We start from the raw sequence: 15,930 nt of genomic DNA, 5'->3' as shown, positions 1-15,930 counted from the left end.
AAAGCAAGCGACCGGCCCGATCGTTGGACGCCTGGTGGTTGTGGGTCTCGGTCTGATTGGTGGCTCCTTCGCCAAAGGGGTGCGTGAGAGCGGCCTGTGTCGTGAGGTGGTCGGTGTCGACCTTGATCCTCAATCGCGCAAGCTGGCAGTTGAGTTGGGCGTTGTAGATCGCTGCGAAGAGGATCTGGCGGCGGCTTGCTGCGGCGCCGATGTGATTCAGTTGGCGGTCCCGATTCTGGCGATGGAAAAGCTGTTGGCATTGCTGGCGCCTCTTGAACTGGGTAACGCGGTGCTGACTGATGTCGGCAGTGCCAAGGGTAATGTGGTTCGCGCGGCGTGCCAGGCGTTTGGCGGCATGCCGTCGCGCTTCGTTCCGGGGCATCCGATTGCAGGCTCGGAACAGAGCGGCGTCGAAGCCTCCAATGCTGCGCTGTTTCGCAGGCACAAGGTCATTTTGACGCCCTTGGCCGAAACTGACCCGGACGCCGTGGCGCTGGTTGATCGGTTGTGGTCGGTGCTGGGCGCCGATGTCGAGCACATGCAGGTCGAGCGCCACGATGAAGTGCTGGCCGCAACCAGCCACTTGCCGCACCTGCTGGCGTTCGGTCTGGTGGACTCGTTGGCAAAACGTAACGAGAATCTGGAAATATTCAGGTACGCCGCGGGTGGTTTCCGTGATTTCACGCGCATTGCCGGCAGTGATCCGGTGATGTGGCATGACATCTTTCTCGCCAATCGCGAGGCGGTATTGCGCACGCTCGACACGTTTCGCAGCGACCTCGATGCCCTGCGTGATGCGGTGGATGCGGGCGACGGTCCTCAGTTGCTGAAGGTGTTCACCCGTGCCCGCGCTGCGCGCGAACATTTCGGTCGCATCCTGGCGCTCAGGGCGCACGTCGAGCCCAGGGCTGCGGATGCGTCCAATGTCCAGTCGGTGGTCGGTGGCAACGTCAGTCATCGCATTGGCGGACCTGTCGATATCGCTTCGGCGGCACTGTTCATGGTGGCGGCATCTATCAGCGCAGATTCAGATTTGCTGCTCGAAGGCGTCAGCATGGACGCGGCGTGCGTGGGTGTGATCGATATTCTGCGTCTGATGGGCGGCGATATCGTCTTGCATGCCGCTCGCGAAGAAGAAAGCGGGCCGGTTGCAGATGTGCAGGTACGCAGCGCGCGACTCAAGGGCGTCGACATCCCCGAAGCGCTCGTTCCACTGGCCATTGATGAATTTCCGGTGCTTTGTATTGCTGCAGCCTGCGCGCAAGGGCGTACCATTCTGCGCGGGGCTCAGGAATTGCGCGGCACCGAGCTCGAAGTTGTCCGGTTGGTAGCTGATGGCTTGCTGGCACTGGGTATCGAGGTAGAAGTTGCACCGGACGGCATCATCGTCGAAGGCGGTGTGCTGAGTGGCGGCGACATCGAAGTGCGTGGCAATCAGCGGATTGCCATGGCGTTCGGTGTGGCGTCATTGCGGGCGTCTGCCCCGGTTCATGTTCACGATCACGCGCATTTTGCTCCATCGTTTTCCAATTTTCTGGCGCTGTGCGCTCAAGTCGGCCTGCATGTAGCGCAAGAGGACATAAAGTGAAAATCAAAGCACCTGTTATCACCATCGACGGACCCAGCGGTTCCGGGAAGGGTACCGTGGCCGGATTGTTGGCCAGAAAGCTGGGCTGGTGCCTGCTCGATTCGGGCGCGCTTTATCGCCTGCTGGCGTTCGCAGCTCGCAATCATGGCGTCGATCTGACCAATGAAGAGGCGCTCAAGCTCCTCGCTGCGCACCTTGACGTGCAGTTTGAGGCGTCTGCGGCAGGGCAGGGCCAGCGCATTATTCTTGAAGGCGAAGACGTGACTCACGCCATTCGCAACGAACAGGTTGGCAGCGGCGCCTCGCAAGTGGCTTCGCTGCCGGCGGTACGTGATGCGCTGTTGCAGCGTCAGCGCGCTTTTCAGGAAGAGCCGGGCCTTGTGGCCGATGGTCGCGACATGGGAACCGTTGTTTTTCCTGACGCACCCTTGAAGATATTTCTGACGGCCAGTGCCGAGGAACGTGCGCGCCGTCGTTACTTGCAGTTGAAGGCCAAGGGTGATGATGTTAGTCTGTCGAGTCTGCTAGATGAGATAAGTGCACGCGACGAGCGTGATACCCAGCGAGCGGTAGCCCCGCTCAAGCCGGCGCACGACGCCATACAGCTGGATTCCACTGAATTGTCCATCGAGCAGGTGCTGGAACGCATCCTGAGTGAAGTCGCCCTGCGCGATATCGCCGGATGATCAAGGAGTTGTGCAGGAGACCAGACCCCGTCCTGCAAGCTTCCTTTTATATGAACGAAACCCACGTTGTCTGGAGCGTGGCAGATGGGCGTATTCTTCGCCCTTGATCAACAGGAATTAAAATGAGCGAAAGCTTTGCAGAACTTTTTGAAGAAAGCCTAAAAACCCTGAACCTTCAGCCGGGCGCAATCATTACCGGTATCGTTGTCGACATCGACGGCGATTGGGTAACTGTACACGCTGGCCTGAAGTCCGAGGGCGTCATCCCGCTCGAGCAGTTCTATAACGACGCTGGCGAGCTGACCATCAAGGTCGGTGACGAAGTGCACGTTGCGCTCGACGCGGTCGAAGACGGCTTTGGCGAAACCAAGCTGTCCCGCGAAAAAGCCAAGCGCGCCGAGTGCTGGATTGTTCTGGAAGCAGCTTTCGCAGCTGAAGAAGTGGTCAAGGGCGTTATCAACGGTAAGGTTAAAGGCGGCTTCACTGTCGACGTTAACGGCATCCGTGCGTTCCTGCCTGGTTCTCTGGTTGACGTTCGCCCTGTGCGCGACACGACTCACCTGGAAGGCAAAGAGCTCGAGTTCAAGGTCATCAAGCTGGACCAGAAGCGCAACAACGTTGTCGTTTCCCGTCGCAGTGTCCTGGAAGCCGAGAACAGTGCCGAGCGCGAAGCTCTGCTCGAGTCCCTGCAGGAAGGTCAACAAGTCAAAGGTATCGTCAAGAACCTCACCGATTACGGCGCATTCGTCGATCTGGGTGGCGTCGATGGCCTGCTGCACATCACCGACATGGCCTGGAAGCGTATCAAGCATCCATCGGAAATCGTCAACGTTGGCGATGAGATTGATGTAAAGGTCCTGAAGTACGATCGCGAGCGCAATCGTGTTTCCCTGGGCCTGAAGCAACTGGGCGAAGACCCATGGGTTGCTATCAAGGCTCGTTACCCGGAAAGCACTCGCGTCACCGCGCGTGTTACCAACCTGACCGACTACGGCTGCTTCGCAGAGCTGGAAGAAGGCGTGGAAGGCCTGGTACACGTTTCCGAAATGGACTGGACCAACAAGAACATCCACCCATCGAAAGTCGTTCAGGTTGGCGATGAAGTGGAAGTCATGGTTCTGGACATCGACGAAGAGCGTCGTCGTATCTCCCTTGGTATCAAGCAGTGCAAATCTAACCCGTGGGAAGATTTCTCGGGTCAGTTCAACAAGGGCGACAAGATCTCCGGCACCATCAAGTCGATCACCGATTTCGGTATCTTCATTGGTCTGGACGGCGGCATCGACGGTCTGGTTCACCTGTCCGACATCTCCTGGAACGAAGTGGGCGAAGAAGCCGTACGTCGTTTCAAGAAGGGCGACGAGCTTGACACCGTGATCCTGTCTGTTGATCCAGAGCGTGAGCGTATCTCCCTGGGTATCAAGCAGCTGGAAAGCGATCCGTTCTCCGAGTACGTCACTGTCAATGACAAAGGCGCAATCGTCCGCGGTATCGTTAAAGAAGTTGACGCCAAAGGCGCCATCATCACTCTGGCCGACGACATCGAAGCGACCCTCAAAGCCTCCGAAATCAGCCGTGACCGCGTTGAAGACGCGCGTAACGTTCTGAAAGAAGGCGAAGAGATCGAAGCCAAGATCATCAGCGTTGACCGCAAGAGCCGCGTAATCAGCTTGTCCATCAAGTCGAAAGACGTTGAAGACGAGAAAGAAGCGATTCAGAGCCTGCGTAGCAAGCCTGAAACTGCTGAAAGCACTGGTCCTACCACCATTGGTGACCTGCTGCGCGCGCAGATGGAAAAACAGAACTAAGTTCTGCTTGACCATAAAAAGGGCGACTTCGGTCGCCCTTTTTTACGTCTTTTTTTTGAGCCTTTCCAGCCCACGGCTGAACCCGGAAAACGCCTCTAGCGGCCTCTCAGGCCACGTCCTTCTTGCCTTCTCGTCAATCCCCTTGTCTGCCTGTCAGGTTGTCATGCACTCGTCATGCGTTCATGAGCCATTGACACCGCTTCACATAAGTCAAGAGATGGGCTGTTCAAATTCATCCGACCATGCTAAAACCTTCGGAGCGCTGACCTAGCTGCTTGAAAAAGAAGGGAAAAATATGACGAAGTCGGAGTTGATCGAACGAATTGTCACCCATCAAGGGCTGCTCTCATCCAAGGATGTCGAGTTGGCTATCAAGACCATGCTTGAACAGATGTCGCAGTGCCTCGCAACGGGCGACCGTATCGAAATTCGTGGGTTTGGCAGCTTCTCTCTGCATTACCGCGCACCGCGCGTAGGCCGTAATCCCAAAACAGGCCAGTCTGTCAGCCTGGACGGTAAATTCGTTCCCCACTTCAAGCCGGGCAAGGAGCTGAGGGATCGGGTGAATGAAGATGAAGAAGAGGGCCTCTGAGGTCGCCAAACAAAGGATCATCTGATGCGTATTTTTAAACGAGTCGTTGTCATCGCCATTGTGCTGTTTGTCGTGTTGGCGACCACAGTCTTTGTGCTTGAAAACCAGCAAACCGTCGCGCTGGTCTTCTTTGGCTGGTCAGCGCCGGCGCTCCCCTTTGCTGTACCTGTCGTCCTTGCGCTTCTGGTGGGGATGCTGATCGGTCCGTTTCTGGCGTGGCTTGCCAGTTTCCGTAAAAAACGTACGCCATACACCCGATCCATCAAGACCGAATAAACAGGCGTCGCCGGATGCAGGTCCGGCTGCCTGAAGTGCCTCTTCTCCTGCGTACCCTCGCTACCTTCAAAACGTTTTCTGTTCGTTTCAGCGCGCTCTGACGGTTTCAATCCGGAGGGTTAAGCACGCGTGTGCTCATTCAAACGTGCTGATATTGTTGTAAGAATATTCAACTTATAAGGTTTGATATTTCCTCGGTGTTGTAGGAAGTTTATATGTAACGATGGGTGGTGTAGTGTTTGTAAGGCTCATCTGTATTTAGCCTGATTAACGCTGGTTTTTATTGGGCTTTGATCCTTTATGTCAAGACTTGAAAGCCCGGTATTCAAGTGCAGAATACCCCGGCTTATTGCGTGAGTGCGCACTGGGCACCGCGTCTGGTCTTTACATTAAAGGTAGTTGAATGTCTTATCCGCAACTCATACACCATGGTGCCGTCGAGACCGTAACAGGCTCCTGCCATCAGCTCTGCATGGACGCTTTAAACAGTCTGTTGATTGATTGTGGGTCCACACAAGTCAAGGAGCGCGATGGCGTTGAGGCGTTTGGGTTTTCCCCGGCGGACATCAATGCGCTATTAATCACTCATGTGCACAACGATCATGTGGGGCGTATTCCTGAGTTGCTGGCCAGTGGGTACAAGGGGCCGATACTGTGCAGCGAACCCAGTGCCCACTTGTTGCCGCTGGTTATGGAAGACATTCTGAAGCTGGAGTCCGGTCATGACGCGGCACGGGTTGATCGTCAACTGGAAGCCATTGGCAAGCGCATCATCGCATTGCCTTTCAATACCTGGTTCGATCTGGTGACCACAGAGTCGTTGCACTGCAAGGTGCGTCTGCAGCGCGCCGGTCATATCCTCGGGTCGGCATACATTGAATGTGACCTGACCTATCCGCTGGAGAGCCGCTCGCAGCGCGTGGTGTTTTCAGGCGACCTTGGCGCATCCCATACCCCGATGCTGCCTGCTCCCGAATCGCCCGAGTGCGCCGATATCCTGGTGCTGGAAAGTACCTACGGCGATCGTCTTCACGAGGATCGAAGCACCCGGCAGCAGCGTCTCGAAGCGCTCATCGATAAGGCGCTGGAAGATAACGGTACGGTGCTGATTCCTGCGTTCAGTATCGGGCGCACTCAAGAGTTGCTATATGAGCTGGAGGATATCCTTCGTCGCAAGTCGTTGTCAGGTGGTGGCCGGGTCAACAGCACTGTCGATCCACTGAGCGGCGAGGCGGCAGCCGTGGACTGGCCGCAATTGCCGATCATCCTCGATTCGCCACTGGCCAGCAGATTTACCAAGGTGTACCAGTCGTTCGCCGATTATTGGGATGAAGATGCCCGGGAGCGTCTGGGTCAAGGCAGAGCGCCTCTGAGCTTTTCCCAACTGGTCACGATCGATACACACAGCCAGCACCTGCAGACAATCAACTATCTGGCCAGCACCGCACGCCCGGCTATCGTTATTGCCGGCAACGGCATGTGCGCAGGAGGCCGTATCGTCAACTACCTCAAGGCCATGCTGGGTGACACCCGCCATAACGTTCTGTTTGTCGGTTATCAGGCCAAGGGTACGCCAGGTGCTGCGATTCAGGCGCATGGTTCGCAGGGCGGGTACGTTGAACTCGATCGACAGCGTTTTGATATCCGTGCAGGTGTCTCAACGGTAAATGGATATTCGGCACACGCCGATCAGGCAGGTCTGGTGGGGTTTGTGACGGGTATGCAGCAATGGCCTGCCCAGATACGTCTGGTTCATGGTGACGCAACCGCAAAGAGATCACTTGGCCATTTGCTGCAACGCAAATATTCGCTGGAAAAACGCCCGTTAAAACTGCTTATTCCTTGAGTGCGCAATGATAAGGCGAGCCTGTATCGGTTCATGTAACTTACCCATCTGTTCAAGGCGCGTAGTCCGAAGCTGGCGGTTATAAATGCCCTCTTTGCTGTTTACCGCCGCGAGGACTCGAAGACCAGACTGTCATCACGGTTGCTAAATTGCCTCATCCAAGTAATATTCACACGCTTTGAACAGGCGTTGTGACATGGCTGATGAGGCTGCGTGGGTTGCGATAACAGGTGCAACGGGCTTCATTGGCGGTGCGGTCGTTCGTCATCTGATCGAACACACTGCCGCGCACGTGCGAGTAGCAGTTCGGGGAACGTATAAACCCTGCAGCGACCGTATCGACACGATAACGATTGGGTCGCTCGCCCCGGATAATCAATGGGCTTCATTTGTGGCGGGGGCTGATGCCGTCATTCATTGTGCTGCCCGGGTTCATGTGTTGAACGATTCGGCCGCAGCGTCCGACCAGGAATACTTTCGTACCAACGTGGCTGCAACGCTCAATCTTGCCGAGCAGGCAGCGGCAGCAGGCGTCAGGCGTTTCATTTTTCTCAGTTCGATCAAGGTCAACGGCGAGTCAACCGTTTCGGGCCGCCCATTCCGCGCTGACGACGTCTGTCATCCCGACGATCCTTACGGCGTGTCCAAACATCAGGCTGAACAGGGTCTGCGTGAGCTGGCTACGCGTACCGGGATGGAGGTAGTGATTATTCGCCCGGTTCTGGTCTACGGGCCAGGCGTGAAGGCCAATTTCCTGAACATGATGCGCTGGCTGGCCAAGGGCGTGCCGTTGCCGCTGGGGGCAATCAATAATCGTCGAAGCCTGGTCTCGCTGGGCAATCTGGTGGATCTCATCGCGACCTGCATCAGTCATCCTGCTGCTGCCGATCAGACGTTTCTGGTCAGCGATGGGCACGATGTTTCCACCACGCAGCTCTTGAGGCAGATGGGCAGTGCGCTGGGCAAGCCTGTACGTTTGGTGCCTGTTCCGACGAAGGCTTTGCACGTTGCCGCTGCCGTGCTCGGAAAAAAGGGCTTTTCCGAGCGCCTGTGCGGCTCTCTTCAGGTCGATATCGACAAAACCTGTACCCTGCTCGATTGGGTTCCTCCCCTCAAGTTCGAAGACGCGATGAAAGAAACTGCCCGGTACTATCTGGAACACCCCCATGCTTGAGTGGCTATCGATCGCGACCATTGTTTTTCTTTCGCTGTTTTTGACGGGCCTGCTTCGCAGGTATGCGCTGTCCAGAAGTCTTATGGACGTGCCTAATGCCCGTAGCTCACATTCCGTTCCGACCCCAAGGGGCGGTGGCGTTTCGATCGTAATAGCGTTTGTAGTGGCCTTGGTTGCCTTGTCGCAGATAGGCCTGATATCCATGAATGCGTTGATCGCTCTGATTGGAGCAGGTGGTCTGGTGGCGATTATCGGTTTCATGGACGATCATGGTCACATTGCTGCGCGCTGGCGCCTGCTGGGGCACTTCGCGGCAGCTGTCTGGGCAATACTGTGGTCGGGTGGACTGGCACCGATCAGTCTGATGGGCATGACCGTCGATCTGGGCGTGGTTGGCCATGTTCTGGCTGTCTTCTACCTGGTCTGGATGCTCAATCTGTATAACTTCATGGATGGCATTGACGGGATCGCGAGTGTCGAGGCAGTTACCGTGTGTGGCGGCATCAGCCTTGTCTACGCCTTGGGCGGCTTTAATGAATTGTTATGGGGGCCATTGCTCCTGGCTGCGTCGGTCGTCGGATTTCTGTACTGGAATTTCCCGCCAGCACGGATATTCATGGGCGACGCCGGCAGCGGATTTCTCGGCATCGTGCTCGGAATACTTTCTGTTCAGGGTTCCTGGTCGGCGCCTCAGCTATTCTGGGTCTGGTTGATTCTGCTGGGCGTGTTTGTGGTCGATGCGACCGTGACACTGCTGCGTCGTCTCTTTCGTGGCGACAAGGTCTATGAGGCTCATCGCAGCCACGCCTATCAGTTCGCGTCACGCCGCTACGGCAGGCATCTTCCCGTAACGCTGGCGGTTGGTCTTATCAACGTCGTCTGGCTGCTCCCCATTGCCCTGTGGGTGGCGTTGATGGGGGGAGACGGCATGACCTGGGTCACTGTGGCTTATGCGCCGCTGGTGATAATTGCATTGCGATTCAACGCCGGTCAGCCCGAGCGCAGTTAACGAAATGTACTATGAGTTGTCCTATACCGTGAAACGCTACACAGAGACCGAATTTCGGTGCTGATCCATAGCCAGGGCAGAGGAGCTATCACGAATTGATGAGCAGGTTACGCGATGTTCTGCTGGCGTTGCCACGCCGCAAAAAGCGAATAATCCAGGTTGCTGCTGACGTTCTGCTGGTGTGGCTCGCCCTGTGGATGTCCTTTATCGTTCGTCTCGGGATCGATGATCTGATCAACCCGCTGGAAAAGCACACCTGGCTTTTCATCAGCGCCCCGCTTGCCGCCATTCCGCTATTCATCCGCTTCGGCATGTACCGTGCGGTCATGCGCTACTTCGGTAATGACGCGCTCATCGCGATCATCAAGGCGGTCACGCTTTCTTCCCTGATTCTCGGCTGCATGGTTTACGTCTATAGCAACCATCAGCAATTGGTACCCCGTTCGGTCATCTTCAATTACTGGTGGCTGAGCATGGTCATGATCGGCGGTCTGCGCCTGGCCATGCGGCAATACTTTCTGGGTGACTGGTTTTCGGCGGCGCAGCATGTCCCGTTCGCCAAAAGGGACAACGGTTTGCAAAAGGTCGCCATTTACGGCGCGGGTGCTGCGGGCAACCAACTGGTCGCGGCACTGCGGATGGGACGATTGATGCACCCGGTCGCCTTTATCGACGATGACGAGTCCATCTCAAACCGGGTCATCTCCGGGCTTCAGGTCTACAAACCAAAACACATACAACGCATGATCGATGTCACGGGCGCGCAGGAAATTCTGTTGGCAATCCCGTCTTCATCCCGAGGACGACGTCGCGAAATATTGGGGTTCCTCGAGGGCTTCCCGTTGCACGTGCGAAGCGTACCGGGGTTCATGGATCTGGCTGCCGGTCGGGTCAAGGTGGATGACCTGCAGGAAGTGGACATTGCCGACTTGCTGGGAAGAGACTCGGTGCCTGCGCGCGAAAATCTGCTTGAGCATTGCATCAAGGGCAAGACGGTGCTGGTGACAGGCGCAGGTGGCTCGATCGGTTCCGAACTGTGCCGTCAGATTCTGCTGCTGGGTCCTACCAAGCTTTTATTGCTCGACCACAGTGAGTTCAACCTCTACAGCATTCTGTCCGAGCTTGAGCAGCGAGCCGCTCGTGAATCCTTGAGCGTCAAGTTGCTGCCCATTCTGGGGTCGGTGCGCAATCACCCTAAATTGCTGACGATCATGAAGGCCTGGAAGGTTGATACGGTTTACCACGCGGCCGCCTACAAGCATGTACCGATGGTTGAGCACAATATCGCTGAAGGCGTCATCAACAATGTCGTTGGCACCCTTAACACTGCGCAGGCAGCCTTGCAGGCAGGTGTTGCGAACTTCGTGCTGATCTCCACAGACAAGGCGGTGCGCCCCACTAACGTCATGGGCAGCACCAAGCGCCTTGCCGAACTTATATTGCAGGCTCTCAGTCGTGAGACAGCGCCGGTGATTTTTGGCGACAAAGCCAATGTCTATCAGGTTAACAAGACCCGTTTCACCATGGTTCGCTTCGGCAATGTGCTGGGTTCATCGGGGTCGGTGATTCCTCTGTTCCACAAGCAGATCCAGACGGGTGGGCCGCTGACGGTGACCCATCCGAAAATCACCCGTTACTTCATGACCATTCCGGAAGCAGCGCAACTGGTCATTCAGGCTGGCTCCATGGGCCATGGTGGGGACGTTTTTGTCCTGGACATGGGTGAGCCGGTGAAGATCATTGAGCTGGCTGAGAAGATGATCCATCTTTCGGGCCTGAGCATTCGCTCGGAAAAGAATCCGCATGGTGATATTTCCATCGAGTTCACCGGTTTGCGCCCAGGCGAAAAGCTTTATGAGGAACTCCTGATTGGCGACAACGTGGTGGCGACCGAGCACCCAATGATCATGAGTGCCAATGAAGACTATCTGCCGTGGGAAATATTGAAAGGGCGGCTGACCCGCCTGCTGGATGCTGTTGATCAGGACGATTACACCAGTGTCAGGCAGTTACTTCGTGAAACCGTCAGTGGTTATACGCCCGAAGGGGACATAGTTGACTGGATGTATCAGGAGCGCCGCAATGAAACCTAAGAGGATGAAGTGTTTCCTGCTGTAAGTTTTTAGTGTGATAAACCCGTGAACAGGCTGCCCGACATAACTGGCAACGCTCGTCCACTTTTATAACGACGTGCGCTGGTCTAAGTTTCAGTCGCAGCTTCGGAAAGCTGCCTTAAACTTTTATGGAGCGTCAGTTATGCGAACCACTTTTTTCTCCTCCTTGATGTTTGCCTTGTTGACCAGTGCGTCGGTTGCCGTAACAGCGGCGCCCGCCGCACCGAGCAGTGTGCAAGCCCCCATGACTGCGGCGGTACACGCGGCACATGCAGACAGAATAAACCTCAATAAAGCCGATGCAGAAACCCTACAGAAGGAACTGGCTGGTATTGGCAAGAACAAGGCCGATGCTATTGTGGCCTACCGTGAAAGTAACGGAGAGTTCACATCGGTTGATGAATTGATCGAGGTGAAGGGCATCGGAAAATCCATTCTCGAAAAAAATCGAGACAAACTTTCAGTCGAATGATAACGGACGCTTATTAATCAAGAAAAGGCCGACAGGTGTCGGCTTTTTCTTTGTACTTGGCTGATCAATACCGCCCTGGTCGACAGCGTCGGTTATTGAAGCGTTGCTGCACTGTCCTGTTGGCAGGTATGCAACTTCACATGGTCTCGAGTGACCTTCAAAATGTGATCTGACAGTTGCCGGTCATGAACGCTGCGCGACAGCATCAAGGCCCCCACCAGACTCGATAGAATCAGCATGCTTTTGGATTGGGAGTCTTCGCTTTGCAGTGCGTTTTCGAACGTTTCCAGCAAATGAAGCGTGATCTCGTCCGTCAGTTGGCTGGGACGCTCCATCTGACCCAGTTCAGCGCACATGTTCGGTAACGGGCAACCCGTTCCCGGCTCGTCACGATGGGGACTGGACAGGTAGAGGTCGATGAATTCGCTTAGCGCATTCTGTCCGGCAAACAACTCGCGGGTGAGCACCTTGGCGTCATCCACAGACTGTCTTAACGCCTGCTCGACAAGATCATCTTTTGACTTGAAGTGAGCATAGAAACCGCCGTGGGTCAGACCCAGCGATTTCATCAAGGGTTGCAGACCCGTTGCTCCAATGCCATCCCGGCGAAAACGTACGGATGCTTCCTTGACAATCCGCTGATGAGTTTGGGCTTTACGATCAAGCGCGTAACGCATGCTCGATTCTCCAGGAAGTGGCCGAAGTATTACAACGCCTTTATACATGGATAGATGAAACGATGCAGCATAGGTTTGACGCGCTCCGATTCCTGCGTTTCCGTGCAAAACCTACAGACGGTATGGCTGCAAGGGGACTCTGACGTCCTTTTCTGATGTTCGGAAATGAGCAGGTTCTGTCCGTTGTGGTTCAGAACCTACAGGTTTGTCAGACAAAATCGTTGATTTCTCAGCGTAATCCCGGACAATCCGGCCCCTTGTTTTCCGGGGGAACGCGGACTGCCCGTTTTTTGATGCGTTTCCCTTTTGATTAACCGGCCACGGAGAGTCGACCGGATGAATGATCAGGCAAATGGCGTCGTAGAACGTCTGGATGCAACCTCAGCGCGCGCTGCCGCGTGGAATCGTAGTGACACGACCTGGATGCTGGGCCTGTTTGGCACCGCGATTGGCGCAGGCACTCTGTTTCTGCCGATCAACGCTGGCATCGGCGGTTTCTGGCCCTTGCTGGCCTTGTCCATACTGGCCTTTCCCATGACGTTCTATGCGCATCGCGGGCTTACGCGTTTCGTGTTGTCCGGGCGAGAAGGGGCCGATATCACAGAAGTGGTCGAGCAACACTTCGGCAAGGGCGCAGGCACACTGATCACCCTGCTTTATTTCTTCGCTATCTTTCCGATCCTGTTGATTTACAGCGTGGCGCTTACCAACACGGTGGGTAGCTTCCTTGAGCACCAATTGCAGGTGCAGCCACCGCCACGCGTTGTGCTGGCGTTCGTGTTGATCGTGGGGCTTCTGGCCGTGGTGCGGTGTGGCGAGCTGTTCATCGTCAAGGCGATGAGCCTGATGGTTTACCCCTTCATCACTGCGCTGCTGTTCCTGAGCGTGTTTCTTATTCCGCACTGGAATGGCGGCATTCTGAGCACTGCAACGACACTGCCTGAGCCTTCGGCGTTCCTGCCGACACTGTGGCTGGCTATTCCGGTGATGGTGTTCTCGTTCAACCATACCCCGATCATTTCAGCGTTCGCCGTCGACCAGAAACGTCAGTACGGCGAAAACGCCGAGGCGCGCAGCTCACAGATTCTGGCCCGCGCCCATGTCCTGATGGTCGTTCTGGTGCTGTTTTTCGTATTCAGTTGCGTGTTGACGTTGTCGCCTGCGCAACTGGCCGAGGCCAAGGCACAGAACCTGTCGATCCTGTCTTATCTGGCCAATCATTTCAGTAACCCGACCATCGCATTCGTCGCGCCGCTGATAGCATTTGTGGCCGTCTCGAAGTCGTTCCTGGGCCATTACATCGGTGCCAGCGAGGGGCTGAAAGGTCTGATCGTCAAAACCGGTCGCCGTCCGGCCCCTAAAATGCTCGACCGCATAACCGCTGCGTTCATGCTGGTGGTGTGCTGGATTGTGGCGACGCTCAACCCCAGCATCCTGGGCATGATTGAAACCCTGGGTGGCCCGATCATTTCGGCATTGCTGTTCCTTATGCCGATGTACGCCATTCGCAAGGTACCCGCCATGCACAAGTACTCGGGCAAGCTGTCCAACGTCTTCGTGGTCATTGCCGGGCTGGTCGCCATCACTGCACTGGCGTATCCGGCCATCGAGTGGGTTTTGCAAGGCTGACAACGTGAGGGCGCAGTACCAATCGGTCCTGCGTCCCTCAAACGACTGAGATTTCTTACAGGCTCATGGTAAGAATCATGCAAGTGGTGCTCGCAGTGGCATACAGACGATCATCCACGTCATACAACCGACCTTCAGCGACGGCCGTAGACCGGCCCACATGGACAACCTTGCCTTCTGCGCGAATGGGGCCAACCTTGTCGGTCAGGGCGCGGATGTAACTGACGCGCAAATCCAGTGTGGTGTATCCCTGACCTTTCTTGAGCCGGGTATGGATCGCACAGCCCATGCACGAATCCAGCAGCGTAGCTGCATAACCGCCGTGGACAGTGCCCAGCGAGTTGTAATGTCGGCTGTCCGGCGTGCCCTGAAAGATGAATTGCCCCTCACTGAAGACAAGCGGAATAAAGCCCATCAATGCGCCCAGTGCCGGGCTGGGTAAATCGCCGCGACCTATGCTGTTGAAGAAATCGACAGGCTCCAGCAGGGCTACCTCTGCTAGCCCCGTGTCGCCGGGCGGACCAAGGGTGGCGCGCACGGTTTTCTCCTCTGCCATCCACAGTTCGATCTTTTCTTCACGAGAGAGATTCTGCATGACGCGGTACTCCATATCGACGACGGGCGGATTAATTGATTACGATCGTAATCAATTAATGATGATAATCGCAATTAAAATTGCCGCGCGCACTCACTGCTTGCCTGAGGTTGCCGGGCAGGCAGGTCGGTAGGAAAAGAGGGAAAGTGCATCGTGCACAGCACATCGCTATCAGGGCCCTGTTGCAGAGGCCCCGAGCGTATTTCTTGCAGGATGTTCAGCCCGGATGCCGGACCATCACTCTAGCGGTTCAGGATACAAGGGCCTGGACAGGTGCATGATGCTTGCGTAGTCGTACACATACTGACGGCCTGCATGGCTGGTCGAACGCAGTTGGTCGATCAGCAGTCGCTCTTTTTTGTTCAGGTATCTCAACGCCGGATCTTGACTGGACTTCAGGCGATCACGTTCATGGGCGTCAGGGAATGCTATGACGTTCGTCATGAAAAATCTCCTTGGGTGTTAGTCCTTGCTTGCTGTGATGTAGCCCCGATTATTGCGGTTGTAGCGACAGCCCCACCTTACCCAGAAAAACTTGGCCCGATCAACCCTTCAGATGCAGTGATTCATAAGGTTTGAGTGATCTCGAAGGATTGTCGGACGCCGTTGATGACAATCTGTACGACATCGTCTTCGAATTTTCCCAGCAGGTTTTGCCCCAGCGGCGCGCGAGCCGTTATGACGGTAATCAGACGGTCGTCTGCATGAATCTTCAATCCCGCTGCGTCAGGCCCCAGGAACAGGTACTGCACCTGACCCGCTTCACCTTCGAGGGTGATCAGATCACCGACCTGAATGCCCGAGGATTCATCGAACGCCTTGATTGACCAGTTACGGTAGAGCGCCAGCGATTGACGGATTTCATCGACACGCCGCGCCTGGCCTGCGGCGAGATAGGAGGCTTCAAGACCCAGCGTGTCGTACTTGTTTTCAGCGATGTTTTCTTCGTGCGTGGCGGCTTCATAGGCGGTCTGTGCGGCGCGTTGCGCAATGTCCAGATCCACCGCCAGTCTATCGGTGATGCGTTGCAGCACGTCCTGCTTGTTCATGGCTCATCCGCAATATTCGTTGATGCTGGCGCGGCTTTTCTCGCTCGGCGCGGTGCGGTCCTGCTGCATCCAGAAGTCGCATTTGGCGCGGCTGAAATTACGCTGCTGTAGCTCCTGCGTCTGTTCGCGGGCTTGTCTGGCTTCGCTTTCGCGCAGGCTCTGCTCGTATTTTCTGAACATCGCCGTTTCGGGTTCAGCCTGCGGTGCAGGCGGCGCTGTCAGTTGAGTAGCGGCCTTTTCCAGCGCCACGGTCTGCGCAGGAGGCAGGCTTTTGTATAGCAGCCAGCCGGTCAGGACTACCACCATGGCTCCCAGCCAGATACCCAGGGCGATGCACAGAATCAACTTCAGGGATACGTACAGTTCGCGACGGCGGATGTGAGACGGCATGGCGGAGTTCCTTGCGAAGGGGCGC

General features: G+C 55.9%; 16 protein-coding genes. 11 read left to right on the top strand and 5 right to left on the bottom strand.

Annotated elements, in window-relative coordinates; all coding sequences use genetic code 11:
• Window positions 1-19 precede the first annotated feature (19 nt).
• The 10 genes from H8S56_RS09820 to H8S56_RS09775 all read left to right on the top strand — a co-directional run bounded on the left by H8S56_RS09820 (window position 20) and on the right by H8S56_RS09775 (window position 11,565).
• Window positions 20-1,588 carry a prephenate dehydrogenase/arogenate dehydrogenase family protein gene (locus H8S56_RS09820; RefSeq protein WP_408003792.1) on the top strand — a complete coding sequence of 523 codons (1,569 nt, stop codon included), beginning with the start codon at window positions 20-22 and terminating at the stop codon, window positions 1,586-1,588.
• Complete coding sequence (gene cmk, locus H8S56_RS09815; RefSeq protein WP_024688999.1) at window positions 1,585-2,274, top strand: (d)CMP kinase; 690 nt, start codon at window positions 1,585-1,587, stop codon at window positions 2,272-2,274. Before H8S56_RS09820 ends, cmk begins: the two co-directional genes overlap by 4 nt.
• A 122-nt stretch (window positions 2,275-2,396) precedes the next feature.
• Entirely contained in the window at window positions 2,397-4,082 is a 1,686-nt protein-coding gene (gene rpsA / locus H8S56_RS09810) for a 30S ribosomal protein S1 (RefSeq protein WP_024689000.1), read from the top strand.
• 295 nt (window positions 4,083-4,377) lie between these two features.
• Window positions 4,378-4,674 carry an integration host factor subunit beta gene (gene ihfB, locus H8S56_RS09805; RefSeq protein ID WP_003369729.1) on the top strand — a complete coding sequence of 99 codons (297 nt, stop codon included), beginning with the start codon at window positions 4,378-4,380 and terminating at the stop codon, window positions 4,672-4,674.
• A gap of 24 nt (window positions 4,675-4,698) precedes the next feature.
• The gene (locus H8S56_RS09800; protein ID WP_187518518.1) at window positions 4,699-4,950 is read left to right on the top strand and encodes a lipopolysaccharide assembly protein LapA domain-containing protein; all 252 of its coding nucleotides are present in this window, start codon (window positions 4,699-4,701) and stop codon (window positions 4,948-4,950) included.
• 403 nt (window positions 4,951-5,353) lie between these two features.
• Window positions 5,354-6,796 carry an MBL fold metallo-hydrolase gene (locus H8S56_RS09795; RefSeq protein WP_187518517.1) on the top strand — a complete coding sequence of 481 codons (1,443 nt, stop codon included), beginning with the start codon at window positions 5,354-5,356 and terminating at the stop codon, window positions 6,794-6,796.
• Window positions 6,797-6,992: 196 nt separating this feature from the next.
• On the top strand, window positions 6,993-7,970 hold the full coding sequence (locus H8S56_RS09790; RefSeq protein WP_187518516.1) for a UDP-glucose 4-epimerase family protein: 978 nt from the start codon (window positions 6,993-6,995) through the stop codon (window positions 7,968-7,970).
• A complete protein-coding gene (locus H8S56_RS09785) occupies window positions 7,963-8,979 on the top strand; it encodes an MraY family glycosyltransferase (protein WP_187518515.1) in 1,017 nt (338 codons plus the stop codon). The genes H8S56_RS09790 and H8S56_RS09785 overlap by 8 nt, the downstream gene beginning before the upstream one ends.
• A gap of 98 nt (window positions 8,980-9,077) precedes the next feature.
• Window positions 9,078-11,072, top strand: coding sequence for a polysaccharide biosynthesis protein (locus H8S56_RS09780; protein WP_187518514.1), 1,995 nt, complete (start codon window positions 9,078-9,080; stop codon window positions 11,070-11,072).
• 163 nt (window positions 11,073-11,235) lie between these two features.
• Window positions 11,236-11,565 (top strand): ComEA family DNA-binding protein, encoded by a 330-nt coding sequence (locus H8S56_RS09775; protein WP_187518513.1) that lies wholly within the window; start codon window positions 11,236-11,238, stop codon window positions 11,563-11,565.
• A gap of 92 nt (window positions 11,566-11,657) precedes the next feature.
• On the opposite strand, the gene H8S56_RS09770 is transcribed toward H8S56_RS09775, so the two are convergent.
• The gene (locus H8S56_RS09770) at window positions 11,658-12,242 is read right to left on the bottom strand and encodes a TetR/AcrR family transcriptional regulator (protein ID WP_024689007.1); all 585 of its coding nucleotides are present in this window, start codon (window positions 12,240-12,242) and stop codon (window positions 11,658-11,660) included.
• Between the two features lie 336 nt (window positions 12,243-12,578).
• On the opposite strand from H8S56_RS09770, the gene H8S56_RS09765 reads away from it, so the two are divergent.
• On the top strand, window positions 12,579-13,871 hold the full coding sequence (locus H8S56_RS09765) for a serine/threonine transporter (protein ID WP_187518512.1): 1,293 nt from the start codon (window positions 12,579-12,581) through the stop codon (window positions 13,869-13,871).
• A gap of 55 nt (window positions 13,872-13,926) precedes the next feature.
• Here the strand turns inward: H8S56_RS09765 and H8S56_RS09760 are convergent, their stop codons facing one another.
• From H8S56_RS09760 to H8S56_RS09745, 4 genes are all read right to left on the bottom strand, one after another.
• Window positions 13,927-14,466: a PaaI family thioesterase gene (locus H8S56_RS09760; RefSeq protein ID WP_024696387.1), complete on the bottom strand. Its 540-nt coding sequence runs from the start codon at window positions 14,464-14,466 to the stop codon at window positions 13,927-13,929.
• 237 nt (window positions 14,467-14,703) lie between these two features.
• Window positions 14,704-14,910: a hypothetical protein gene (locus H8S56_RS09755; RefSeq protein WP_024689010.1), complete on the bottom strand. Its 207-nt coding sequence runs from the start codon at window positions 14,908-14,910 to the stop codon at window positions 14,704-14,706.
• A 122-nt stretch (window positions 14,911-15,032) separates the two neighbouring features.
• Window positions 15,033-15,515: a GreA/GreB family elongation factor gene (locus tag H8S56_RS09750; RefSeq protein ID WP_024689011.1), complete on the bottom strand. Its 483-nt coding sequence runs from the start codon at window positions 15,513-15,515 to the stop codon at window positions 15,033-15,035.
• 3 nt (window positions 15,516-15,518) lie between these two features.
• Window positions 15,519-15,905: a hypothetical protein gene (locus H8S56_RS09745; protein ID WP_187518511.1), complete on the bottom strand. Its 387-nt coding sequence runs from the start codon at window positions 15,903-15,905 to the stop codon at window positions 15,519-15,521.
• Between the last annotated feature and the right edge of the window lie 25 nt (window positions 15,906-15,930).

It is taken from the genome of Pseudomonas triticifolii (genome assembly GCF_014358015.1).
GTDB lineage: Bacteria > Pseudomonadota > Gammaproteobacteria > Pseudomonadales > Pseudomonadaceae > Aquipseudomonas > Aquipseudomonas triticifolii.
Note: the sequence above shows the minus strand (reverse complement) of the source record. Positions and strands in the feature narration are given on the sequence as shown.

Excerpts from the sequence above, each read along its gene's own strand:
- rpsA (WP_024689000.1), top strand. The coding sequence starts at position 2,397 with ATGAGCGAAAGCTTTGCAGAACTTTTTGAAGAAAGCCTAAAAACCCTG.
- ihfB (WP_003369729.1), top strand. The coding sequence starts at position 4,378 with ATGACGAAGTCGGAGTTGATCGAACGAATTGTCACCCATCAAGGGCTG.
- H8S56_RS09800 (WP_187518518.1), top strand. The coding sequence starts at position 4,699 with ATGCGTATTTTTAAACGAGTCGTTGTCATCGCCATTGTGCTGTTTGTC.
- H8S56_RS09795 (WP_187518517.1), top strand. The coding sequence starts at position 5,354 with ATGTCTTATCCGCAACTCATACACCATGGTGCCGTCGAGACCGTAACA.
- H8S56_RS09790 (WP_187518516.1), top strand. The coding sequence starts at position 6,993 with ATGGCTGATGAGGCTGCGTGGGTTGCGATAACAGGTGCAACGGGCTTC.
- H8S56_RS09785 (WP_187518515.1), top strand. The coding sequence starts at position 7,963 with ATGCTTGAGTGGCTATCGATCGCGACCATTGTTTTTCTTTCGCTGTTT.
- H8S56_RS09780 (WP_187518514.1), top strand. The coding sequence starts at position 9,078 with ATGAGCAGGTTACGCGATGTTCTGCTGGCGTTGCCACGCCGCAAAAAG.
- H8S56_RS09775 (WP_187518513.1), top strand. The coding sequence starts at position 11,236 with ATGCGAACCACTTTTTTCTCCTCCTTGATGTTTGCCTTGTTGACCAGT.
- H8S56_RS09770 (WP_024689007.1), bottom strand. The coding sequence starts at position 12,242 with ATGCGTTACGCGCTTGATCGTAAAGCCCAAACTCATCAGCGGATTGTC.
- H8S56_RS09765 (WP_187518512.1), top strand. The coding sequence starts at position 12,579 with ATGAATGATCAGGCAAATGGCGTCGTAGAACGTCTGGATGCAACCTCA.
- H8S56_RS09760 (WP_024696387.1), bottom strand. The coding sequence starts at position 14,466 with ATGCAGAATCTCTCTCGTGAAGAAAAGATCGAACTGTGGATGGCAGAG.
- H8S56_RS09755 (WP_024689010.1), bottom strand. The coding sequence starts at position 14,910 with ATGACGAACGTCATAGCATTCCCTGACGCCCATGAACGTGATCGCCTG.
- H8S56_RS09750 (WP_024689011.1), bottom strand. The coding sequence starts at position 15,515 with ATGAACAAGCAGGACGTGCTGCAACGCATCACCGATAGACTGGCGGTG.
- H8S56_RS09745 (WP_187518511.1), bottom strand. The coding sequence starts at position 15,905 with ATGCCGTCTCACATCCGCCGTCGCGAACTGTACGTATCCCTGAAGTTG.